24 protein-coding genes are annotated in these 23028 nt (G+C 64.6%); 7 read left to right on the forward strand and 17 right to left on the reverse strand.

Translation table 11 applies throughout. The annotated features are described in order from the left end of the window. Positions 1–130: 130 nt before the first annotated feature. Complete coding sequence (locus tag B208_RS0119435; protein WP_232423881.1) at positions 131–658, reverse strand: DUF6789 family protein; 528 nt, start codon at positions 656–658, stop codon at positions 131–133. Positions 659–795: 137 nt separating this feature from the next. Next, positions 796–1560 (reverse strand): SIR2 family NAD-dependent protein deacylase, encoded by a 765-nt coding sequence (locus B208_RS0119440; RefSeq protein ID WP_007980656.1) that lies wholly within the window; start codon positions 1558–1560, stop codon positions 796–798. Positions 1561–1719: 159 nt separating this feature from the next. Between B208_RS0119440 and B208_RS0119445 the strand changes: the two genes are divergently transcribed. Together B208_RS0119445 and B208_RS0119450 are read left to right on the forward strand one after the other, a co-directional pair. Further along, positions 1720–2121, forward strand: a complete 402-nt coding sequence (locus tag B208_RS0119445) for a universal stress protein (protein ID WP_018129076.1) — start codon at positions 1720–1722, stop codon at positions 2119–2121. A 136-nt stretch (positions 2122–2257) separates the two neighbouring features. Next, on the forward strand, positions 2258–3997 hold the full coding sequence (locus tag B208_RS0119450; protein WP_007980652.1) for a cbb3-type cytochrome c oxidase subunit I: 1740 nt from the start codon (positions 2258–2260) through the stop codon (positions 3995–3997). Between the two features lie 18 nt (positions 3998–4015). Here B208_RS0119450 and B208_RS0119455 read toward each other — a convergent pair whose 3' ends face one another. After that, a complete protein-coding gene (locus tag B208_RS0119455; protein WP_007980650.1) occupies positions 4016–4492 on the reverse strand; it encodes a DUF6789 family protein in 477 nt (158 codons plus the stop codon). 149 nt (positions 4493–4641) lie between these two features. Between B208_RS0119455 and B208_RS0119460 the strand changes: the two genes are divergently transcribed. After that, complete coding sequence (locus B208_RS0119460) at positions 4642–5490, forward strand: aldo/keto reductase (RefSeq protein ID WP_007980649.1); 849 nt, start codon at positions 4642–4644, stop codon at positions 5488–5490. A 9-nt stretch (positions 5491–5499) separates the two neighbouring features. Here the strand turns inward: B208_RS0119460 and B208_RS0119465 are convergent, their stop codons facing one another. Both B208_RS0119465 and B208_RS0119470 read right to left on the reverse strand, forming a co-directional pair. After that, positions 5500–6237 (reverse strand): hypothetical protein, encoded by a 738-nt coding sequence (locus B208_RS0119465; protein ID WP_007980648.1) that lies wholly within the window; start codon positions 6235–6237, stop codon positions 5500–5502. A 30-nt stretch (positions 6238–6267) separates the two neighbouring features. Further along, complete coding sequence (locus B208_RS0119470; RefSeq protein WP_007980647.1) at positions 6268–7848, reverse strand: protein kinase domain-containing protein; 1581 nt, start codon at positions 7846–7848, stop codon at positions 6268–6270. Between the two features lie 176 nt (positions 7849–8024). On the opposite strand from B208_RS0119470, the gene dhaK reads away from it, so the two are divergent. The 3 genes from dhaK to dhaM all read left to right on the forward strand — a co-directional run bounded on the left by dhaK (position 8025) and on the right by dhaM (position 10235). Next, positions 8025–9026: a dihydroxyacetone kinase subunit DhaK gene (dhaK, locus tag B208_RS0119475; RefSeq protein WP_007980646.1), complete on the forward strand. Its 1002-nt coding sequence runs from the start codon at positions 8025–8027 to the stop codon at positions 9024–9026. Between the two features lie 96 nt (positions 9027–9122). Further along, on the forward strand, positions 9123–9854 hold the full coding sequence (gene dhaL / locus B208_RS0119480) for a dihydroxyacetone kinase subunit DhaL (RefSeq protein WP_026177963.1): 732 nt from the start codon (positions 9123–9125) through the stop codon (positions 9852–9854). After that, on the forward strand, positions 9855–10235 hold the full coding sequence (gene dhaM, locus B208_RS0119485) for a dihydroxyacetone kinase phosphoryl donor subunit DhaM (RefSeq protein ID WP_007980644.1): 381 nt from the start codon (positions 9855–9857) through the stop codon (positions 10233–10235). Between the two features lie 38 nt (positions 10236–10273). On the opposite strand, the gene B208_RS0119490 is transcribed toward dhaM, so the two are convergent. The 11 genes from B208_RS0119490 to B208_RS0119540 form a co-directional block, all read right to left on the reverse strand. Next, complete coding sequence (locus B208_RS0119490; protein WP_232423882.1) at positions 10274–10522, reverse strand: hypothetical protein; 249 nt, start codon at positions 10520–10522, stop codon at positions 10274–10276. A gap of 84 nt (positions 10523–10606) precedes the next feature. After that, positions 10607–12310: a phosphoenolpyruvate--protein phosphotransferase gene (gene ptsP, locus B208_RS0119495; RefSeq protein ID WP_007980642.1), complete on the reverse strand. Its 1704-nt coding sequence runs from the start codon at positions 12308–12310 to the stop codon at positions 10607–10609. Next, complete coding sequence (locus B208_RS0119500) at positions 12307–12576, reverse strand: HPr family phosphocarrier protein (RefSeq protein WP_007980641.1); 270 nt, start codon at positions 12574–12576, stop codon at positions 12307–12309. The genes ptsP and B208_RS0119500 overlap by 4 nt, the downstream gene beginning before the upstream one ends. Before the next feature lie 64 nt (positions 12577–12640). Continuing rightward, entirely contained in the window at positions 12641–12880 is a 240-nt protein-coding gene (locus B208_RS0119505; protein WP_007980639.1) for a hypothetical protein, read from the reverse strand. Positions 12881–12889: 9 nt separating this feature from the next. After that, positions 12890–13897, reverse strand: a complete 1008-nt coding sequence (locus tag B208_RS0119510) for an MIP/aquaporin family protein (protein ID WP_007980638.1) — start codon at positions 13895–13897, stop codon at positions 12890–12892. Position 13898: 1 nt separating this feature from the next. Next, on the reverse strand, positions 13899–15437 hold the full coding sequence (gene glpK / locus B208_RS0119515) for a glycerol kinase GlpK (RefSeq protein ID WP_018129077.1): 1539 nt from the start codon (positions 15435–15437) through the stop codon (positions 13899–13901). 121 nt (positions 15438–15558) lie between these two features. Continuing rightward, positions 15559–16533 carry an aldo/keto reductase gene (locus B208_RS0119520; RefSeq protein ID WP_007980634.1) on the reverse strand — a complete coding sequence of 325 codons (975 nt, stop codon included), beginning with the start codon at positions 16531–16533 and terminating at the stop codon, positions 15559–15561. A 132-nt stretch (positions 16534–16665) separates the two neighbouring features. Beyond that, on the reverse strand, positions 16666–17475 hold the full coding sequence (locus B208_RS0119525) for a spondin domain-containing protein (protein ID WP_007980632.1): 810 nt from the start codon (positions 17473–17475) through the stop codon (positions 16666–16668). A 186-nt stretch (positions 17476–17661) separates the two neighbouring features. Beyond that, positions 17662–18693 carry a lamin tail domain-containing protein gene (locus tag B208_RS0119530; protein WP_007980630.1) on the reverse strand — a complete coding sequence of 344 codons (1032 nt, stop codon included), beginning with the start codon at positions 18691–18693 and terminating at the stop codon, positions 17662–17664. Positions 18694–18745: 52 nt separating this feature from the next. Beyond that, complete coding sequence (locus B208_RS0119535; protein WP_007980629.1) at positions 18746–19597, reverse strand: DUF5694 domain-containing protein; 852 nt, start codon at positions 19595–19597, stop codon at positions 18746–18748. A gap of 110 nt (positions 19598–19707) precedes the next feature. Continuing rightward, the gene (locus B208_RS0119540) at positions 19708–20598 is read right to left on the reverse strand and encodes a winged helix-turn-helix domain-containing protein (protein ID WP_007980627.1); all 891 of its coding nucleotides are present in this window, start codon (positions 20596–20598) and stop codon (positions 19708–19710) included. Positions 20599–20703: 105 nt separating this feature from the next. Between B208_RS0119540 and B208_RS0119545 the strand changes: the two genes are divergently transcribed. After that, positions 20704–21117: an SHOCT domain-containing protein gene (locus tag B208_RS0119545; RefSeq protein ID WP_007980625.1), complete on the forward strand. Its 414-nt coding sequence runs from the start codon at positions 20704–20706 to the stop codon at positions 21115–21117. Between the two features lie 108 nt (positions 21118–21225). Here the strand turns inward: B208_RS0119545 and B208_RS0119550 are convergent, their stop codons facing one another. Further along, positions 21226–22953: a MutS-related protein gene (locus B208_RS0119550; RefSeq protein WP_007980623.1), complete on the reverse strand. Its 1728-nt coding sequence runs from the start codon at positions 22951–22953 to the stop codon at positions 21226–21228. Between the last annotated feature and the right edge of the window lie 75 nt (positions 22954–23028).

Consider the following 23028-nt stretch of genomic DNA (forward strand, 5'->3'; position numbering starts at 1 on the left):
CCGACCCGACCCGTTCGCAGTCGTGGATATTTCGTCCCGTTCGCCACGACGTTTTTTCAAAAACACGAACGGCGACCCGAACACGAGTACTCGACGTCGATGGGTTCTCCCGACGAGTCGTTCGCAAAAATCAGACGAGCGTCGTCGGGCGCTTGGAGAGATAATCGAACACGGAGCCGAGGGCGAAGCCGTACGCGAAGTGCGCGAGCAGGGTCAACAGCAGGTACAACGCGAGCAGAACCCCGGTGTAGCCGTCGTAGAACGCGAGGACGAACCCCGTCCAGAGGACGAACCCGTAAGGAATCCCCCTCGCCGCGTACGTCTCGCCCGGCAGGTAGGACCCGATGGAGACGAACAGGAGCGGCCACGTGATCATCCCGCCGCCGAGGAAGATGACGTACCCGACGGCCGCTGGATTCGAGGGAAGGATCACGTCGGCACCCGTGAGCCGCGCCAGCACGGAAAACGAGTTGAGGTCGAACGCGCCGAGGGTCGTCCCGACCAGCAACACGGCCGTCATGACGGCGGTGCCGACGAGGCCGCCGATGGCACCGATGAACCCGTCCGTGACGATGCCGGAGAGACTGTCGAAATCGGGTTCCGCGACGTCCTCGCCGACCTCGACCTCCACGGTTGCTTGTGTGTCATTATCAACCATGATAGGGCGTACGACCCGCACCATCAAAAACCGTTCTTCCGTCACGAATCCGAGAGGTCGGGGCGGGGAGACGCGTTCGAACGGTGCGGAGCGATGCCGGTGATACGGAGCGATGCCGGTGATGCGAGGCGTATCCGTCACTCCACGACGCTCGCCCTGAGGTCGGGGAGAACGTCGGTCACGTCCCCGCGAACGTCGAACGCGGCGGTGGGACTGAACGGGGTTTCGTCGAAGTTGATGACGGCCGTCGTCGCTCCGCCGCGGTCGGCGGTTCGCGGGAGCGACGCCGCCGGTTCGACCGTGAGCGACGACCCGATGGCGAGGAACACGTCCGCCCGTTGTGCGTAGCGGCGAGCGCGATAGAGCGTGTCCTCGTCCAACCGCTCACCGAACAACACCACGTCCGGTTTGAAGAGACCGCCACAGTCGCCACATCGAGGTGGCAGTTCGCCGGATTCGATGCGACGACGAACCGGGGCGGCGTCCGTTCGCCGCCCGCACTCTTCACAGACGACGCGGTGGGCGTTGCCGTGTAGTTCGAGCAGTTCCGCGGCTATCGAATCGCCGCGGCCGCCGCACGCGTGGAGGCCGTCCGTGTTTTGCGTGATGATGGCATCTAGCTGCCCATCGTCGGCGAGTTCGGCGAGCGCGTCGTGGGCCTCGTTGGGTTCGATGTCGTCGCCGAACATCGTCTCGTGGAGCGCGAGGCGGTCGGACCAGAACGCAGCGGGGTCGGCGCGAAACCGTTGGTAGTAGAAATCTTCCGGGTCGAACCGATTCCAAAGACCCGAATCGCTTCGGAAGTCGGGGATTCCCGACGCGGTACTCATCCCCGCACCCGTGAACGCGACGACGGTTTCGGCGTCGCGGATGCGGTCCGCGAGCCGAGCGATGTCGTTCATGTCACTGTGTCAGTGGCGGCGGGATTGTATAGTTGTGGAAATCCGCGGGTGAGCCAACCGCGATAGTTCCAAAACGATGGTGAAAGAATCGTGTACCGACCGAATCACGTCATTTCGCCTGCCAACCGGTTTATGGTTCCCCCGCGTATCTGTGCACGTATGACCCGAATCGTCGCTGGAACCGACAGCGCCGAGACGAGCGAGAAGCTCTGTGACTACCTCGAATCCCGGCTTACCGAAGCCGACGAGGTTCACGTCCTGAACTCCCTCCACGGCGGAAACGACGAGGAGATGGTCGAACAGGGACGGGAGGCGCTCTCGGTATTCGAGGACCGCCTCGGCGAGACGTTCGACGTCGAGACGGAGCAGAACACGAACGCGAGCGACCCCGCCCACGACCTGCTCACCGCCGCAGACGAGACCGACGCCGACGAAATCGCGCTCGGCCTGACCCAGAAACGGAGCCCCGCTCAGAAGGTGTTGTTCGGTAGCAACACCCAATCCGTTCTCATGCAGACCCGGCATCCGGTCGTCGGCGTCCCGCTTCGAAAGTCCAGATAAATATCGACGACCGTTTTCATCGACTGGGAACGGCCCAGTCGGTTAAGACACGTCCGTCCCAAGTGGGATTACGAGCCGCATTGCACCGTAAAATCACGACCGACAGTTACCGATATTTGGTAGAGACACGACCACAATGAATCTCCTCGGAGAAGCCGCGGCCGGTGTCGGACTCGGACTCACACTGGTCGCCGCCGCGCTCTTGCTCGCTCGTTCGATAAACATCAAAGAAGCAATCAAACCCAAGCAGACGCCGAAGACCGACGGCGGCTACGTCAGCGGATTTCCGGCCGGGTACGGAAAACCGACCGGTCTCGTCCGGTGGCTGACGACCGTCGACCACAAGGATATCGGCCTGCTCTATCTGCTGTTCGGAAGCGTCGCGTTCTTCTGGGGTGGCATGGACGCGATGATGATTCGGACGGAGCTGTTCACGCCGGAAGTGGACGTGTGGAACGCCACGACCTACAACGGCCTGTTCACCATGCACGGCCTGACGATGCTGTTTTTCTTCGCCACGCCCATCCTATTCGGATTTGCGAACTACTTCCTTCCCCTCCTCATCGGCGCGGACGACATGGCGTTCCCGCGCATCAACGCCATCGCCTTCTGGCTCCTCCCGGCGGCGTTCCTGCTGGTCCGATTCGGCCTCATCTCCGACATCTTCGGGAACGTCATTCAACCCGTACTCGGAAACGCGGCCGCAGAGCCGTTCTTCAGGCTCGAACCGCCGACGACGGGGTGGACGATGTACACGCCGCTTTCGAGCCAACAGACGAATCCGATGATCAACGTGATGCTCCTCGGTCTCCACCTCTCCGGCCTCAGCACCACGATGGGAGCCATCAACATCATCGCGACGACGTTCACGCAGAAGGAGGTGGAGTGGGCCGAACTCGACATCTTCTCGTGGACGCTCCTCACGATGAGCGGCCTCATCCTGTTCGCGTTCCCGCTGCTCGGCAGCGCCATCATCATGCTGCTGTTCGACCGCGTGTTCAGCACGACGTTCTTCGCGTTGAGCGGTGGCGGGCCGCTCCTCTGGCAGAACCTCTTCTGGTTCTTCGGGCACCCGGAGGTGTACATCCTCGTCCTCCCGCCGATGGGGTTGATAAGCCTCATCCTGCCGCGCTTCGCGGGCCGGAAGCTGTTCGGGTTCAAGTTCGTCGTCTACTCGACGCTCGCTATCGGCGTTCTCTCGTTCGGCGTTTGGGCGCATCACATGTTCACGACCGGGATGGACCCGCGCCTCAGGGCGAGCTTTATGGCGGTGTCGCTGGCCATCGCGGTGCCCAGCGCCGTCAAGGTCTTCAACTGGATTTCCACGATGTGGAATGGGAACATCCGCCTGACGGCACCGATGCTGTTCTGCATCGGGTCAATAGCGACGTTCATCATCGGGGGCGTGACGGGCGTCTTCCTCGCCTCGATTCCCATCGACCTCATGCTCCACGACACCTACTACGTCGTCGGCCACTTCCATCTCATCATCATGGGGCTGATTCCGTTCGCCATGTTCGCGGCGGTCTACTACTGGTTCCCCATCTTCACCGGTCGAATGTACAATCAGTTCCTCGCAAAGGTCCATTTCTGGATCACGTTCGTCGGCGTCATGCTGACGTTCAACACCATCATCGTCCTCGGCATGATGGGGCTACCGCGTCGTTACGCGAGTTACCCGCCGCAGTTCGCGTTCCTCCAGCAAGTCGCCACCGTCGGCGCGTTCATCATCGCGCTCGGCACGCTGGTCTGGGTGTGGAACATGCTCCAGTCCTACCGGAACGGACCCATCGTCACCGACGCGGACGTGTGGAACCTGAAGGAGTACGGCTTCTTCTCCCGCGAGTGGCAGTGGTTCGAGGAACGGTTGGAGTAGTCAAATCACGACTTTTGCTTATCGCGTGAATCTGCCGTAGAAGACCCCCAACGAGTAGCCGTAGGCGAGGTGTGCGAGCAGGCTGAAGACGATGTAGAGGAAGAAAAACGCGCCCTCCAGTTGGAGTCCCGCCGACCCCAGGCCGAGGAACGCCACCCACAGCAGGAGCGCGAACAAGATGCCGCGAACGCCGATGTCGTCGCCGCCCGGAATCGCTTTGAATCGGTCCTCTATCGCCGCGAACAGCAGGGGCCAAACGACGACACCGGCGACGACGAAGACGGCGAACCCGAGGTAGGGTTCGCCGTCCATTCCGACGAACTTCGCTATCGCGGCCGGAACGCCCAGATTGAAGTCGGTTTCCGCCTCCGAAACGAGAAAGATGAACAGCATGACAGCGGTACTCACGACTCCCGCCTTGAACGTCTGAATCCCCTCTACGACGGCGGGCGGCAGACCGGAATCGTCGTCGAATCCGGCGACTTCCTGTGACATACTAGCAGGCATGAGCGGAAGCGGTTTATAGGTATTCCCTCATCGGCCGCTGAATGGAACCGTTTTCGCGGACGGGCCACGTCCCTGAAACAACGGCCCCGCATCGTTCGCCAAAAGACGTTACCTCCTTCGAATCCACAGCTAGCGACGTGACACTCGAAAACGAAAGCGACACGTTCGACATCGGCGGCGAACTGACGGTCAACCGACTCGGCTACGGCGCGATGCGTCTCACCGGCGAGGACATCATCGGACGTCCCGACGACGAGGAGGAAGCGCGCCGCGTCCTGCACGAGGTCGTCTCGACCGGGACCAATTTCATCGACACCGCGGACTCCTACGGCCCGGCCGTGAGCGAGCGGCTCATCGGAGAGGCGCTCCACCCCTACCCGTCCGACCTCGTGGTCGCAACGAAGGGCGGCCTCTGGCGCGACGACCGCGACGGTTCGTGGCCGAAGTGCGGCGAACCGGGATACATCAGAAACGCCATTCTCGGCAGCCTCGACCGGCTCAAGGTAGACACTATCGACCTCTATCAGTACCACCGACCCGACCCCGACGTCCCCTTCGAAGACGCCGTGAACACGTTCGCGGAACTGAAAGACGAGGGGAAGGTCCGACACGTCGGCCTGAGCAACGTCTCCGTCGAGCAGTTGGAGGAAGCGCGCGACATCGTGGATATCGCCACGGTGCAGAACCGGTACAACGTCGGCAACCGCGAACACGAGGACGTGCTCGAAGCCTGTGAGGAGTACGACATCGGCTTCATCCCGTGGTTCCCGCTCGGGGCGGGCGACCTCGGCGACAAAGCCGACGTGCTCGACGATATCGCGGCGGACCACGGCGCCTCGGACCGACAGATAGCGCTTGCGTGGCTCCTCCATCACTCGCCGGTCACGCTGCCGATTCCGGGCACGTCGAGCGTGGACCACCTCCACGAGAACGTCGCGGCGTCGCACATCGACCTCACGGACGACGAGATGGCGCACCTCGATTGAAAACGGGGACTACCGCGTCGAAAGACCCCGAACGTTTTGTTGGAGCCGAATCGTCGCGGTGAGCAGGAACGCGCCGATCATCACGACGAAGACGCTCTCGACGCTACTGACGAGCAGCGATTCGACGCCCACGACGACGCCGAGGTCGGCGAGTCCGAGCAGGCCGGAGCAGACGAGAACCGGAAGCAGGTGACGACGGAGCGTGTCGATGGACGTTCCGCGTGCGAGCGACTCCAACCGCTCGGCGAAGACGAGGCCGTAGACCGCAAACGAGAGGCTTCCGAGACCTTTGACGAGAGAGACGACCGAACCGTGACCGAGGAGCAGGACGACGACGAGTTCGAGAAGGATGATACCGACGAAACCGACCTCGATTCGGCGCAGTTGCGAGAGCGGAATCCGTCGTTCGTCCGACGGCGGGGCCAACGTGCTGTTGTAGTACAGTTCGCGCATCGCAAACGCGAGAAAGACGGTGCAGAACAGTAACGCCGCGTGACCGAGCGCGAGGAGCCATCGACCGGGAGAGAGCACCCCGACCATCCCGAGCGCGCCGTACAGTACCCCGGCGACGCCGATGGAGACCAGATACCGCCAGAACGGTCGCTGAGATTCCAAGCGGTTCAACCGGAGATTTCGGAACGCGTAGAAACCGAAGATAGCGGCCGAGACGGAAAGAAGCCCCGAACCGATGAACCGCACGACGCTCCCGCTGGCGTCAGCGCCGACCTGGGCGAGTGAGATGACCATCTGCGTGCCTCGATATGAGCGCGCGATTATTTAATATATTCGACCCATCAGTTCTGGAGAAGTAGCGTCGATGACGTGTTCGAGCGCGACTCGAACGTCGTCGACCGTCTCGTAGCGGTTCGGTTTCCGTTTCGCCAGCGCGCGTTCGAGGAGACCGTCCAGTTCCGTCGGAAGGTCGGGATTCACGTCGGTCGGCGTCGGCGGGTCGTCCGCGGTGACCCGTTTCACGACGAGATGGGGGTCGCCCGCGACGGGCGCATCGCCGGTGAAAAGGGCGTACAAAACCGCCCCGAGACCGTACACGTCGGTCGAGTGGTCGATACCGCCGAACGACTCGGGGTCGAGGTGCTCCGGTGTCGCGTAGGTCGGCGGGACGGGCGACAGGTCGAACTCGGTCATCACGTCGGCGAGTCCCCAGTCCCCGACTTTCGGGACGGGCCACGTCGAACCGAACGTCCTCGTGAACCGAATCGAAGGTGGACAGAGGCCGCCGTGAACGACGCCGACCGCGTGAGCGTGTGAAACCGTCCTGACGATGCTGTGAGCGAACCAAAGCGAGGCGTCCAGTCCGGCGTCGAAGTGGTCGGCGAGCGTGCCGCCGCCCGTGAACTCCGTCGCGACCCACGGCGGTTCGTCGCCGAGTGCCCGGACCGTCAGCACGTGGTCGTGGTCGTCGATGGCCTCCCAGCGGTCTATCGCGTCGAAGAACGACTCGACCAGCGGTTCCTCCCTGCGGTCCGAGCGCAGCGTGAACAGGGTCGTCATGGCGTGTTGCTCGCGGGGGGTCGCGGCGCGCGCGTGATGCGCGGTGACGAGCGGGGAGCGACCGACCGACCGCAGTTTCTCGAAGTCCTCGTACTCGACAGGGAGCGAACGCGGCGATTCGATGTCGTCGGGGGACGGCGGCCCGGACCCGGAACCGACGGTTCGCTGGGACGTCTGATGAGGCGTCGGGTCCTCGTCGATCGCCGAGGCGGGGTCGATGCGGAGTTTCCCGGATTCCGTGTCGGCCGTCCCGAACTGGACGACGTTGGCACCGGGCGGGAACAGCGCCGCCACGTCCGGGTCGGCCACGCTGATGACGACCGGGTCGCCGTCCAACGTCGCCCCCGAGAGCGCGTTGGAGATGTGCTGTAGCGCCTCGGTCGCGTACCGACGGATAGTCCCGTTCCCCTCGTCCCGGAGTTCGAGCAGGGAATCGAACACCGGTTCCGCGGTCCGCGGATACTCCTCGACGACGCCCGCAACGGCGACGACGGCGTTTTCGCGCACCAGCGGGTCACCGTCTTCGACCAAATCGGAGACGTGCTCCATGGTCGGTTTGACGCTTCTCGGGTCCGCTTGTGCGACCTCCGCGAGCGCCCACGTCGCACCGCGTCGTACCCACTGGTCGTCGTCGGTGATGGCCTGCGTGAGGTCGGGAACGGGAACGCGTTCGGGGTCGTTGGCCGCGACCTCCGCGAGGGTCCACGCGGCGCTCGCGCGTCGTTTCGCATCGTCGGCACCGAGCGAAACGATGAGGTCGGAAACGTCCCGTGCCGAATGCACGGGCGCACGCTCACGCTCCTGCCGTACCCGCACTTCGCGCTCGTCGGAGTCGAACCGTGCCATGAGTGTCCTCTAGTTTACCTATCGAAGTTCAAACATAGTATAAGCGTTGGGTGCGCCTCGGATTCTATCGGAAGGAGTAGTGGGGACGGAAGTTGGAACCAAGACCCGTTCCGGCGCGCGTGCCGCGCGATTCGAGGGAATCCTTATGCGCCCTGGAGTAGATGGTAACACGACACATGAAGAAACTCATCAACGAACCGTCGGCGGTCGTGGACGAGATGCTGGACGGGATGGTCGCGGCACATCCCGACGAAGTGCGGCGGCTCGAGGACTCGAACGTGCTCGTTCGACGCGACGCGCCGGTCGAGGGGAAAGTCGCGGTCGTGAGCGGCGGCGGGAGCGGCCACGAACCGACGCACGCGGGGTATCTCGGGCCGGGGATGTTGGACGGCGCGGCGGCGGGCGAGGTGTTCACCTCGCCGACCGCCGACGAGGTGAGCGAGATGGTACAGGCCTGTGACGGCGGCGAGGGCGTCCTCATGGTCATCAAGAACTACGAGGGCGACGTGATGAACTTCGAGACGGCGGGGGAGCTAGCCGAGATGGAATCCGACGTTGACGTCGCCAAAGTCGTCGTCAACGACGACGTGGCGGTCGAGGATTCGCTGTACACCTCCGGACGGCGCGGCGTCTGTGGTACCATTTTCGTCCACAAGGTCGCGGGCGCGATGGCCGACGAGGGCGGCGATTTGGACGACGTACAACGCGTCGCCCAGAAGGTCATCGACAACGTGGCGACGATGGGCACCGCGCTGACCTCCTGTATCACGCCGGAAAAGGGCGAACCGACGTTCGACCTCGGCGAGGACGAAATCGAACTCGGCATCGGGATTCACGGCGAACCGGGCGTCGAACGCGTCGAGATGATGTCCGCGGACGAGATAACGGAGCGACTGACCGAAAACGTCCTCGACGACCTCGACCCCGACGAGGGTGCCGAAGTCGCTACCATCGTCAACGGGATGGGCGGGACGCCGCTGTCGGAACTGTACATCGTGAACCGAAAGCTCCAGTCGATGTTGGACGACCGGGGACTGGAGACGTGGGACGCGTGGGTCGGCGACTACATGACCTCGCTCGACATGCAGGGCTGTTCCGTGACGGTGCTGGTGCTGGACGACGAGTTGAAGGAGTTGCTGGCGCATCCGGTGGAGACGCCCGCGCTGACGGTGACGTAGAACGGGTCGTTTTCGTCGGGAGGGTCGCAAACCGCCCTCACTCATCCGTCCCCGAGCGAAGCTTTACCCCATCTCGCCGCGTGCTACCAGCAAGCAATGGCTGACACAGCAACGGAGCGGGAGGCGGTGCGTTCCGCAATCGAGCGCGTCGCGGCGCGGATGGAAGAAGAAAAGGAGTACTTGACCGACCTCGACTCGGCCATCGGTGACGCCGACCACGGCGCGAACATGGACCGCGGGTTTCAGGCCGTCCTCGAAAAGACGGACGGGATGGACGACGCCGACGCCGCCGAACTCGTGAAAACGGTCGGCGTGACGCTCATCTCGGAGGTCGGCGGGGCCGCCGGACCGCTATACGGCGGGTCGTTCATGAGCGCCAGCGCGGAGTTAGGAGACGGCATCACGGCCGAATCGACGGTGGCCTTCGCCGAGGCGTTCCTGGATAAAGTGCAGGACAGGGGCGACGCGCCGGTCGGCGCGAAGACGATGGTTGACGCGCTGACGCCCGCCGTCCACACCTACAAGAAGTCCATCGAGGAAGACGACCTCGAACCCGTCGAGGCGCTGACGAAGGCCGTCGATGCGTGCCAACGCGGCGTGAACTTCACGACGCCCATCCGGGCGAAGAAGGGCCGAGCGTCGTACTTGGGGTGGCGGTCGGTCGGCCATCAGGACCCCGGCGCGACGAGCACCCTGTGCATCGTCGAGGAACTGCAGGAGACGGCGGTCGAGTACCTCGGCGACGGGAGTCTCGAAGCGGATGCGACGTCGCCGACGGTGCCGGACGAGGAACCGACGCCCGGCGACGGCGGACCGGAGGGGGTCTGAATGGTCGGCCTCGTCGTCGTCTCCCACAGCGAACGCGCCGCGGAAGGAATTCGAGAGGTCGCGGCCGAGATGGCGGGCGACGTATCCATCGAGGCGGTCGGGGGCGACCCGGACGGCGGCCTCGGAACGAGCACGCCGGTGATTCAGGAGGCGTTGGACGCGCTCGCCGACGAGAAGGGCGTCGTCGTCCTCGTCGATTTGGGAAGCGCGGTGATGAACACGGAACTCGCCATCGAGATGGCCGACGTGGAGGCCGAAATCGCCGACGCACCGATTCTCGAAGGCGCGGTCAACGCGGCGGTCGCGGCCACGAGTCCGAAGGCGACCGTCGAATCCGTACTCGAAGCGGCGGAAGAAGCGGCGGAGATTTCGAAGCTGTAAGTCGCCGACGGGGACGCCCTCGACCGTGTTTCGGTCGATTACGGCTCGGCGGCGTACCGGGCCTGCACCCGTTCGATGGCGTCCCGGCCGAAACTCGTGACGACCGAGAGCAGTCCGACCCCGACGGCCGCCCAGCCGAGGTAGCCGATAAGGTCGAAGGCGAGTCCGGAGTCCCAGCCGTATTCGAGGGAGACGTACGTCCGAACGGTCAGCGTGGAGAGCGCGAGGAGGACGACGATGAGGGTGAGCAACTGCCGAACCCTCCGTCGATGTTTGCGGGGCTGCATACGCCTTCGTGATTCGGGACGAACAATAAAGGTTGAGAAATCGACCAGTTTCGAGAGCGGCGCAGTCAGGCGATACGCATCTATTTACGCCGAACTCTCAGCCGAGAGCAGCCGACGGACTTCCGCCCGCGTTTCGGCGTCGAGGATTCGTTCGGCGTGCTCGCGCGCGTCGTCGGCATCGACCTCGCGGACGTTCGCCTTCACGTCGGGAACCGTGATGGCGCTCATGCTCAACTCGTCCAGTCCCAAGCCGACGAGCAGTTCCGTCAGGTCGGGGTCGCCGGCCATCTCGCCGCACATGCCGACCCACGCGTCTCCGTCGTGGCCCGCCGTCACCGTCCGGCGAATAGCGCGGAGGACGGCGGGGTACAGCGGGTCGTGGAGATCCGCGGTCCGGTCGTTCTCACGCGATGCGGCCATCACGTACTGCGTGAGGTCGTTCGTGCCGATGCTGAGGAACGACACCCGTTTTGCGAGGGCTTCGGCCGCGAACACGGACCCCGGCGTCTCTATCATCACGCCGAGTTCGGGAATCGCGTAGTCGATGCCCTCGGCGGCCAGTTCCTCGGCGACGGATTCGACGCGGGAAAGCGCGGCGTCCAGTTCCTCGACGGTGGCGACGAGGGGGAACATCACGGCGAGGGAGCCGTCCGCGTCCTCGTCGTCACCGGCGGCCCGGAGCAGGGCGCGCAACTGGGTGTCGAACAGGTTCGAATCGGAAGCGAGCGAGCGTCGAATCCCGCGCACGCCGAGGAAGGGGTTCTCCTCGGCGTGCGCGTCGAGGTACGGGATGGGTTTGTCGCCGCCGACGTCGAGCGTTCGGACGACGACCCGCTCGCCGGGAAACGCGGTCAGCGCCGCGGTGTAGGCTTCGTACTGCTCTTGCTCGTCCGGGGGAGCGTCGCGGTCGAGGAACAGGAACTCGGTTCGAAAGAGACCGATGCCGTCGGCTCCCTGCTCCGCGGCCGCGTCGAGTTCCGCGAGCGTCCCGACGTTCGCCGCGACTTCGATTTCGCGTCCGTCCGCCGTCGAGACGTGCTCTGCGACGACGGACGCCTCCGCGTCCGAAATCCGACTCCGGGCGTCGTCGTCGGGGTCGATGACGACCGTTCCGTCCTCGCCGTCAACCAGCAGTTCCCGCCCGTCGCCGACTTGGGCGAGTTCATCGCCGACGCCGACCACGGCGGGAATGCCGAGCGACCGGGCGAAAATCGCGGCGTGCGACGTTCGACCGCCGAAGATGGTTGCGAATCCGGCGAGTACGTCGGGGTCGAGCTGTGCCGTGTCGCTCGGCGTGAGTCGTTCGGCGACGAGAATCGAGCCGTTGGGAAGGTCGCCGAGGTCGGTACGGTCGCCGTCCGTCACGAGTCGAAGCAGTCGGTCGCGCACGTCGCGGAGGTCGTCCGCCCGCTCCGCCATCGACCCCTCCAAGTTCTCGAAGCGGGCGATGGGGTCCTCGAACGCCCGTCGAATCGCGTGCGGCGCGGGGAGGCCGTTCTCGATGGCGGCCTCGATGCCGCCGGTTATCTCCGGGTCGTCCAGAAACGCCCGGTGTGCGTCGAAGATTTCGGCCTCGTCCTCGCCGAGGCGGTCGCGCGTTCGTTCCCGCTCCCGTTCGAGTTCCTCGTGGGCGGCTTCCTGGGCCGATTCGAACACCGCGAGTTCCTCCTCGGGGTCGACGGTCGTCGGGTCGGGCGGGTCGCCCAAGTCGGTCGTCCCGCGATACCAGACGACCCGGCCGACGCCGGCGCGCGGCGTCACCCCTGTTCCCGAAAGTTCGGTCGTCACGATTCTTCGTCCTCCGGGGTCGTGAGAACGTCCGCCAGCGCGTCGAGGGCCTCCTCGGCGTCGTCGCCCTCCGCGACGAGGTGAACGTCGTCGTCCTTCCGCGCGTTGAGCGTCGTAACCGACAACATGCTTCGGGCATCCACCGGGTCGCCGTCCACGAGAGAGACGGTACAGTCGGCGTCGAACTCGTTCGCGGTCGTGACGAACCGCGCGGCTGGTCGGGCGTGCAGTCCGGCCTCCGGGACGATGGTGACGGTACGTTCCATCCGGCTCATTGCCGACAATTGGAGCGGAACCCGCTTCATGCTATCGCCGCCGTCATTTCTGTCATCAACGCCATTTCCGCAACCCCCACTGTGCACGGGTGTAGCCGAGCGCGAACAACACGGTGCCGACCAGCATCAGCGACCCGCCGAGCAGCGGTTCGTGAACCGACGTTCCGGGCGCGGAGATGGCGACGAGCGCCAGCCCGGACGCGAGGACCGCCAGTCCCACGAGACTCACCGGGTCAAGGAACACCAGTCTGAGGTAGGCACCCGTCGAACGCTCCGGGTCGTCCGAAGTCGTCACGGCGGCCGTCTAGCTCCCTCCCGCCGGGCGTTCCTGTTCCTCGTCGTGGACCGCCGGTTCCTCCGGTTCTATATCCTCGGCTTCCAGCCTGATGACGTACCGACGCGTCAGGAAGTCGTAGAGGCCGCCGCCGATGATGCCGCCGACGATGGTCGAGACGGACGGGAGCCACCAGCCGCCGCGCGGTCCGGGGAAGGCGACGCTCCCCCACCCGGCGAGATAGCCCAGAATCCGCGGACCGAGGTCGCGGGCGGGGTTCAACGCCGCCATGCTGATGGGCGCTTCGTACTGGACGAGCGCTGCGACGGTCAGCCCGATGAGGAACGCCGCGATGCCGGGCGACGCCCGCGTTCCCATCGGATTGTCGTCGTCCACCAGCGCGAAGATGACGCCGACGAGGATGGCCGTGATGACCACCTCGCTGAAGAACGCTTGCGGGAACGAGACGAGGAAGGCGGCTTCCTTCAGCGTGTTGAAGTCGCCAACCTTCACGCCCGCGAACGCCGGATTCGGGAAGAACGTCCAGAGGGTCATCCCCGTTATCGAACTGCCGGGCTGGCCGCGGACGACGTTGTTCGCCTGACTGAACTGCTGGTAGTAGCCCGACCACGTGACGAGCAGGGTTCCGGCCGCCAGAAACGCCCCCACGATTTGGGAGACGATGTAGCCCGGAACGTGCTTCCACGGGAAGTCGCGCCAAACGGCGTTCGCAATCGTCACCGCGGGGTTGATGTGACCCTCCGAGACGCCGCCGACCCAGTAGACGGCGAACATCACGGCGAATCCCCACAGGACGGCCACGCCGAACAGGTCGAATCCGCCCGTCAACACCGAGACGACGACCGCACCGTCGCCGAGGAGGATGAGGATGAACGTGCCGACGAGTTCGTTGACGTACTTCGCACCCCAATATTCCTCCATCTCTCCGCCGTCGGTGGCGACTTCTCCGCCGTCGGTGGGGATTTCACTATCGCCGGAAACGGCCTCGACGTCCTCGGTTTCCGCGTCGCTCGTCATCTCAGGCACCCCCCTCGCGCGCCCAACCGAGGGAGCGCTCGACGGCATCCTCCCAGCGGTCGTACATCTCGTCGGCCTCGGCTTCCGACATCTTCGGCTCGAACTCGCGGTCCACCTGCCAGTTCGTTCGGAGATCGTCCGTCGAGTCCCAGTAGCCGACGGCGAGTCCGGCGGCGTAGGCAGACCCGAGCGCCGTCGTCTCGTCCACCACGGGGCGAACGATGTCCGCCCCTAGAATATCGGCCTGCAACTGACAGAGGAAGTTGTTCTTCACCGCGCCGCCGTCGACTTTCAACGACTCGATGTCGATGCCGCTGTCGGCCTCCATCGCCTCGGCCACGTCGCGGGTCTGGTAGGCGATGGCTTCGAGCGTCGCCCGAACGACGTGTTCCTTTCGCGTTCCGCGGGTCATCCCGACGAGGGTGCCGCGGGCGCGCTGGTTCCAGTGGGGCGCACCGAGGCCCGTGAACGCCGGAACCATGTACACGCCGTCCGTCGAATCGACGCTTCGAGCCATCGACTCTGTGGCCGCCGCGTCGTCGATGAAGCCGACGTCCGGGAGCCACTCGATGGCCGCGCCGGTGACGAAGATGGAGCCTTCGAGCGCGTACTGCACCGGTTCGCCCGAGCGCTGGAACCCGACCGTCGTGAGGAGGCCGTGTTCGCTCTCGACGGCCTCGTCGCCGGTGTTGAGCAGGAAGAAACTGCCCGTTCCGTAGGTGTTCTTCGCATCTCCGGCGTCGAAACAGGTCTGGCCGAACAGCGCCGCCTGCTGGTCGCCGAACGCGCCCGCGACCGGGATTTCCGCGCCGAGGAACCCGTCGGGGTCTGTCGAGCCGTAGGTCTCGTCGTCGCTCGACGGGCGGACTTCGGGCAACATCTCGCGCGGGACGCCGAACTCCTCACAGAGTTCGTCGTCCCAATCCATCTCGTGGATGTCGAACAGCATCGTTCGGGACGCGTTCGTCACGTCCGTGATGTGTTCGCCCGTCAGGTTGTATATCAACCACGAGTCGATGGTTCCGAACAGGATTTCGCCCTCCTCGGCGCGCTCCCGGATGTCCGCCGGGCGGGCGCGTTGGAGTTTTATCGGGTCGGTGTTGTCGAGCAGCCATTCGGCTTTCGTCGCCGAGAAGTACGCGTCCGGTTCCAACCCCGTCTTCGCCCGGATATCCTCGACCTTGCCCTCCGACTCCAACTGCTCAACCCGGTCGGTCGTGCGGCGGTCCTGCCACACGATGGCGTCGTGTATCGGACTGCCGCTATCGGCGTCCCACAGCAGGGTCGTCTCGCGCTGGTTCGTGATGCCGATGGCCTCCAACTGGTCGGCAGCGACGTCGGCCTCGTCCAGTGCGGTCGTGACGACGTGTTGCGTGTTCTCCCAGATTTCGAGCGGGTCGTGTTCGACCCATCCCGGTTCCGGGTATTTCTGTTCGTGCTTCTCGTAGGCGCTTTCGACGACGCGACCGTCGTGGTCGAACAGCATGAACCGCGTTCCGGTCGTCCCTTGGTCGATAGCGCCGACATACGTATCTGACATTGGATCCCCCATTCGGTGTGCCGGTCCGTTCCCCCACTCGGACACACCTCGGGAAAGAGACGGGACGAAGAATAATGATGTTTTCCCACGCTGTCACTGACGACCGGCCGGGAAGATACCCTTAGCTCGCGTCGGCGATGCGGTCGTACTGTCCCGCCGAGAGTTCGATGTCGGCCGCGCCGACGTTCTCCTCCAGTTGCTCGACCGTTCGCGCGCCGACGATGGGCGTACACGAGAAGTCGCGCTGTTGGATGAGCCAGCGGAGCGCGACCTGTGCCGGGGTCGCGTCGAGTTCGTCCGCGATGGCCCGAATCTCGTCCAGTACCTCCCAGCCCTCCTCGGACATGTAGTAGTCCTCGAAGTAGTCCACGAGGTCCGCGCGCGACCCGACCGGCGTGTCGCCGTCGCGTTCGTACTTGCCGGTCAGGAACCCGCCAGCGAGCGGCGAGTACGGGCAGACCGCGAGGTCCTGGTCCGCGCAGACGTCGAGGTAGTCCTGCACTTCGTCGCCCGCCGCCGCGTGGTACATCGGCTGTGTCACGTCGAAGCGTTCGAGGCCGTTCACGTCGCTCTGCCAGAGCGCCTTGGTCAACTGCCACGCGGCCATCGAACTCGCGCCGAGGTAGTTCACCTTCCCCTCCTCGACGAGTTCGGTCAACGTGGAGAGCGTCTCCTCGATGGGCGTCTCCTCGTCCCAGCGGTGGATGTAGTAGACGTCGAGGTAGTCCGTCCCGAGGCGGTCGAGCGTGCCCTCGATTTGCGCTCGGATGTGCTTGCGCGAGAGACCGGAGTCGTTCGGGCCGGGTTCGCCCCACCCGTCGAACGGGAAGTACACCTTCGAGGCGATGACGAAATCCTCGCGGTCGTGGTCCGCGAGCCAGTCGCCGATCCACTCCTCGCTGGTGCCGTTCGGGCTTCCGTAGACGTTCGCCGTGTCGATGAAGTTGATGCCGTTCTCCCACGCCGTATCGAGCAGGTCGTGGGCCGTCTCGCGGTCCGTTTCGACCGTCCCGTCCGACTCCATGGCGAATCGCCACGTTCCGAAACACAGTTCTGAAACTTTCGTGCCGGTGGAGCCGAGAGTTCTGTACTCCATGTTCGAACGCACCGTTCCCGTACAAGTAAAGCTCCGGAAAGAGGAAGTTCGTCGGTCGGCCTTCGGGCCGACCGCTCACGTCACCCGCACGACGTCGCAAAGAACGCGTGTCGTCACGCGGCCCCCACGCCGTCACGCGTTCCTCGATGCGACCGTGACCCGAATCACGTCGGCGACCGCCGGATACCGAAATCCGTCGTCGACCCTCGATATCGGCTGTACCGGTGCGTTCTCGTCGGGTCCCGTGTTCGGCGCGGACTGTCGCGGGGCTTGGTTCGGCCCGGTTCCGGGCTGTTCGTTCCGTTCGGTGCCCGCGTCCCAGAGGAGCACCTGCGACGTCACGTTGCCGCTGATGGGGTTGCCGCTCCGGAAGAGCGGGATGCCGATGCCGCCCGGCGCGAAAAAGAGGTCGTTCGACGGGACGAACATCGTGGCGAACGACAGGCGCTCGCCCGGTTGGGCGTCGAAGTCGAACCGATACGTCTGCCCCGGTTCGAGCGGCCCCGGTTGGTCACTCCCCTCCGGTCGGTCGAAAACGTCGCTTTGGACCCCCTGTTGGTCGTCGAGGGACCGCTCCAGTCGGGTCGGGTCGCCGTCCTCGGCGAGCTGTTCGAGTCCCCGTGCGCCGCCCTGCTTCCCGGCGGTGAAGATGGGGTCGCCACCGCGGTAGACGGCGTAGACGCCGGGTGAGAGCGGGACCGGTTGACGTTCCCCGTCGGGCGGTTGGAGCGTGTCGTTGCTGGAGACGTTGCGGATTTCCACCGTGAACTCCGTCTCCCCATTTCCACCGTCTTGCGCGCTCGCCACGCCGATTCCCGCGAACCCGGAGAGAGCGGCGGTTCCGCCGAGCGCGGTCGTTCGGAGCAGGTCGCGGCGTGTGTACCGTCGGCGGTGTTCGCGTCCCGCCGACCGTGAACCGTGGCGTTCGAATGGTCGTGTCATGGACTCCCCATTGAGAAGCACGGGAGACGAAATAAGCCCGGAGCATCCTTCACGCCGATAATTCCTCGCTACGACGCACAAGGTCGTATCGCTACGACGCACAAGGACGTATTATCGAAACGCGGGGCGGAACGGGACGGCGATAATCGTTGTTACTCCGCCCGTGTCGGGGAACAACGACCCGATTCAGCCCTCGTACTTCCGTCGGAGGACGACCGTTCCGGTCGCGTCCCGCACGACGACCGTATCCCCGCCGTTGTTCCAGACCGCGGCGTCGGCGTTCCAGTGGAGTTCCGACGCCGAGTCCGACCCGCTCCCCGTGTAGAGCGTGAGCGTCTCCCCGCCTGCGAGCGTCACGCCCGACGGCACGCGGTACGTGTGCCCGCCGTCGTCCGAAACCGTCCACCCGGAGAGGTCGAGCGTTTCGTCGGCCGCGTTCTTCAGGACGACGTACTCGTCGTTCAGGTTCTCGTGGTCGTTTCCGTCCGCGTCCGCGTGGATTCGAGCGACGGAAAGGCCGCTCGTGCCGCCGTCGGTCGCCACTCGGGTCGTCGATTCGTCCGTCGTCACCGTTCCGTCCGTGTTCCCTTTCCCGTCCGCACTCCTCCCTCCGTTCGTGCACTCCCAGAGACCGACGTCGTGCTGCTGTGCGTTCGCCTCGGCGGCGTAAAACCGGTCGCGCTTGGTGAACTCGCTGTCGTACACCCGCGCGTAGCCCTGTTTGACCAGTTGGTAATTAAACCGCGTCCCGTCCGACTCGCGGATGTAAATCAGCAATCGACCGTAGTACCCCCGCGGTCCCTCGTTCGCGTCCAGCGTGATGGTCACTCGTTCGTCCACGAGTTCCGCTCTGGCGAACTCGCTCGCCTTGTGCCCCCAGTCGCGGAGACAGCGCTCTCCGCTCGCGTCGTCCGGTACCCCTTCGAACTCCGACGGGTCGTTCTCGGTGTGCACCTCGGGCGTATCGACGCCGAGGAGTCGCCCCGTATCCGTCGTTCCGTTCGCGTAGCGGAACTCCACGGTGTCGCCGTCCACGATGCGGGTGATGGTGACCGTCCACTGGCTGGTCTGGCTCCGGGACCCCGTATTCGAGGTCGGTTCGACCGACTGCGGCGTCGTAGTCTCTTGTACCGACGTGCACCCGGCGACCAGCGCGCTCGTCACGACGACGAGGAGGATGGCGACGGAAACCGACCGGGAGGGAACCCTGAAAGACACGCCACAACCGAGACGTTTGTAGGGGTTAAAGCTAGGCGACTTCGACGCGACGTCAGCCGCTGGCGGGCAGATACGGGAGCGGGCTGACCGGGCAGAACATCGGCGCTTCGGTGAGGAGGTGGCGGAGAACGCGAACGTGGCCAGCCCCGACGAGCAACAGGATTCTGTCGTCTTCGGAATCCATCGCCCGCCAAAGGTGGTGAACCATGCGAATGTTCCGCTCGTACCAGTAGGCGAGCGCGACCGGACTCCCGAACGGTCCGTCCGCCGCACGAATTCCCGCATCGAACATGGAGTCGTGGTTAAACCGGCGTTCCTCCTTCCGGTTGATCCAGTCGAGGTACTCGGGAATCGTCGAGGAGGAAAGTCGGTCGTCGCTCTCACGCTGTACCGCGTCGCGCTCGGGCAGTTCTATTTCCGTCTTCCGACCCGAATCGATGTCGCGGTCTTCGAACGGGTCGGAATCGGGTTCGTCGGGATATTCGTCTATCGCGGCGACCCCGTCGTGGTCGAGGTGGTCGGCGAGTCGGAAGCCGACCTGGACGATTTCGCTCCGACATTCGGTCGTCAGTTCGTTCCGTTCCGAGTGGGACGCGGGAAACGTCTCTTCACGGTCGTAGGTGCGGTCGCCCGACCGATACTCCCGATAGCGGTCGTTTATCGACTCGTTTCGGTCGTAGGGGCGCTCGACGGCAACCGCGTCCGGTTCCCACTCCGAAACTCGAGTCACCAAGTCGCGCAACTCGGCTTGTCGGCGGTCGGCAAGCACGTCGTCGGCATCGACGTTCACCTCGTCCAGTCCGGGGTTATCCATGTGATAGGTGCCGAGCACCATCACCTGCACTTGTTCGGGCGTCGGTTCCGGCCATCCCTTCGGGATTCGTTTCTCGTTCGTGTTCGCCATGGACGGAACGACCGATGCGCCGGGAATAAATGTTCGTAGAATGAGATTTCTGTGCACGAGATTACAGAAGCGCGGTTCTACTCCCGGATTGTCATTTCCTGTGTTGTCGTTTATTCCGCGTCGTATCGGTCCACGACGTCCAACCCTCGGTCGAAAACGAACGTACGCGTTTCCCCGTCGAGGGTCATGGGAACCGCGATACGAAGCGGGTCGGTGGACTCGACGGTCGCGTTGTCCGCCTCCAACCACGGAAGCTCCCACCTCGGCGTTTCGCGGAGGTCGATGCCGTGTTCGTAGTGGAACGCGGCGACCAGCGGGTGCGAGAGAACGGCCAACTGAACCGACCTGTTGTACACGTGACCGCAGCGAGTGCATTCGCAGAACTCCATTCCGACCAATCCGCTGCCTTCGAGCCAATCGGGAGCGTCATCGTCGTCGGAGAGATACAGCGTCGAATCCAGCCGCCCGTGGCAGTTCGTACACATACCGACTTCGGCGGCCTCGTCCACGGTTCGGAGCCACCGAGCGACGACGTTCGGTGCCGCCGCCGCGTCCATTCCGTCCATGAGTCCCGCGGGAATTTCGGGGTTAGTGAACATCCACTCACAGTCCGAGCAGTCGATGGTGATTCCGTGGTCCCGGAAGATCGCTTCCAATCGACCCCCGCAGTGGAGGCAGTTCCCATCGACCGGAACGGAATCGGCGCTGAATTCCGCGGTGTACCCGCCGGAGAGGATGGCCCCGACGACCCGTTCCCCCGGCGGTGAGACGTCGTAGCCCGCCTCGGTCTTCCGCACGAACTGTCCCGTGAGCTTCCCGAGGTGGTAGTTGAACCCGCCGGGGTCGTCCGCACCGACGCGGGTTCGAAGTTCGGAGAAGGACAACGACTCGTCGGCCCCGTTCAACGCCCGCAGGATTGCGAACCGGGTCTCGTCGCCGAGCAGCCCAAATGCCTCGTCGGGAGTGAGTCGCGTAACGGTTGGGTCGTCGTCACGTTCCATGCACCATCGTTGTGAGAACGGGAACAAAGGTCGTGTGGTCTCGCCGAAAAGGTACTCGAACGAACACAAAGGACGTTTTATGTTCCGGCGACGATACGAACCGATATGAGCGACACTCCGAGCGAGCGTTTCCGCGAGAACGCGACGGAAATTACGTCGATTCTCGTCACGGGGTTCTGGCTCCTCGCCCTCTTCACCGACCAGAGTTGGTGGCTTCCGGCGATGTTGGTCGGCTACGTCGTCGTCATTCCCATCGTCGAGATGCTGTTCGGCGACGAGGAGGAAGAGGAAGAAGAATCGTGGGAGGACGGTCGGGAGACGAAGGCCGAACCGACGGAACGCCACGGCGCGGGAGAGAACAACCGCGACGCTCTCGAAACGCTGAAAGACAGGTACGCGCGCGGCGAACTCACGGACGAGCAGTTCGAGCGAAAACTGGAACGACTCGTGGAAAACGAGACGGTCGAGGACGTGGAGGACCGTCTCGGACGGGGCGAACGGAACCTGGAGCGGAACTGAACGCGAAACGAGCGGGACGCTCACGATTTTCGACGTGCGAAGGTTTATACGCGAAACCGGGACCAAACGTCCGCATGGAGGTATCGATCGAACGACCGAAGGGGTGAGTTACTCCGCGTCCGCCCACGAATCCAGCGTCTCCTGAATCAGCGCCTCGCCGACGGCGCGCCCCAGAACGTCGTACCCGGCGCGTTCCGCCCGGTCGTCCGAGGAGGCGATGAGACGCGAGACGATGAACTCCGGCGTGGACTTGCCGACCGTCTGGAACCGCGGCTGATAATCGACGAGCAGGTCCAACTCGTCGTTCAGCCCTTCGGCGAAGATACCGTCCTTGCGCGCCTGTCCGGGGAGCGGGTTCAGGTCGTCCGCGAGGTGGGTGACGAAGACGCCGAGCGCGCCCCTATCGACGGTCAGACTCACCAACCCGTGGAGGAGATTCGCCGCGCTTCCGGGTTCCGTGATGGCCTCGAACTCGTCCACCAGCATGAGGGTGCGTCCGTCGTTCGTGAGCGGCGGAACGATGCTCCGGAGCGTGGATTCGAGCACGCCAGCGTTGAAACTCGCGTGGCGGCGGTGAAAGACGATGGCGTCCGAAATCGACACCTGCGCGCGCGAAGCGGGAACGGGGAGTCCCATCTGTGCTAGCAGGCCGACCTGACACAGGGTTTCGAGCAGGGTCGTCTTCCCCCCGCTGTTCGCGCCGGTCAGCACCGTCACCCGGTCGCCTTTCGGCGGTCCCGCGATTCGATGGTCACCGATGCCGTAGGTGATGGGTTGGACATCTCCGTTCCCGGTGGCGAGAAAGAGGTTTCGCGCGTCGTCGACCGCGAAGCCGGAATCGACGAACTCGGGACGCGTGAGGTCGAACGCGTCGGCAAATCGGGCGAGCGACAGCGAAACCGCGAGGTCGCTCACGGCGGAGACGGCGGCGTCGATGGCGTCGCGGGCGGTTTCGATGTCGGTTTCGAGGTCTTCGACCACTCTCGCTTCGCGTTCCTCGGCAGCGCTCTCGGTCTCCGCGACGAGTTCGCGGAGCGACCCGCCGACGAAATCCGTCGCGTCGGTGGCCTCGCCGACCGTCGCGTCGCGGATTCGCTGCGGTTCGATGTCCGTTTCGCGGGCGACGTACTCGACGTAGCTCTCGCGGAACTCGTCGGGCGTCCGTACGTCGCCGGACTGGACGGATTCGATCACGTCCAGCGCACCGCTTTCGAGGCGTTCGGCCGCGCGCAACGCCGACCGAAGTCGGTCGAGTTCCTCGTCCGCTCCCTCGGCAACCGAGCCGTCGTCGAGTTTCCCGAGCGCGCCGACCGCGACGGCGAGGTCGTCGGCGTCGATGTCGGCGACTGTGGCGAACGCGCCGTCGGTCACGCCGGTTCGTTGGAGGGAAATGGCGGTCTCGACCGCGGTTCGTTCGCTGCCGTCGTACGCGTCGAAGGCGTCGAGAACGGTCTCGCGCGTGTCCTCATCCAGTGCGTCCCACGATTCGACGGCGGCCATGACCGAGTCGAGCCGGTCGGTCGCCTCCTCGCGGGAGCGAACCGGAGTCAGCACTCGAATTCGGTCGCCAGCGTCGGGCGTGACGGCGTAGTCGCTCGCGATATCGAGCAGGGATTTGTACACCGAGCGGGCGTCGCGGGTGGCGAGCACGGCCATCCCGTCGCCGCCGTTGGCCTGTCGAAGGATTCGCGTCGCTCGGCCGCGGGACAGCCCCGCGTTCGTCAGCGCGCGAACGTCGCTCGATTCGATGGCCCGAATCGCACGTTCGACTCCCAGTTCGGCTTCGAGTAGTTCGCTCGTCTTCGGCCCGACGCCCCAGTAATCCTCCAGCCTCATACCTGTCGGCTGACACGGACGGCTATTAATCGTTCGCGTTCCACCGAAACATAGAGAAGGCCGCGGTGACTTTAT

It is taken from the genome of Haladaptatus paucihalophilus DX253 (assembly GCF_000376445.1).
In the GTDB taxonomy this organism is placed as follows: domain Archaea; phylum Halobacteriota; class Halobacteria; order Halobacteriales; family Haladaptataceae; genus Haladaptatus; species Haladaptatus paucihalophilus.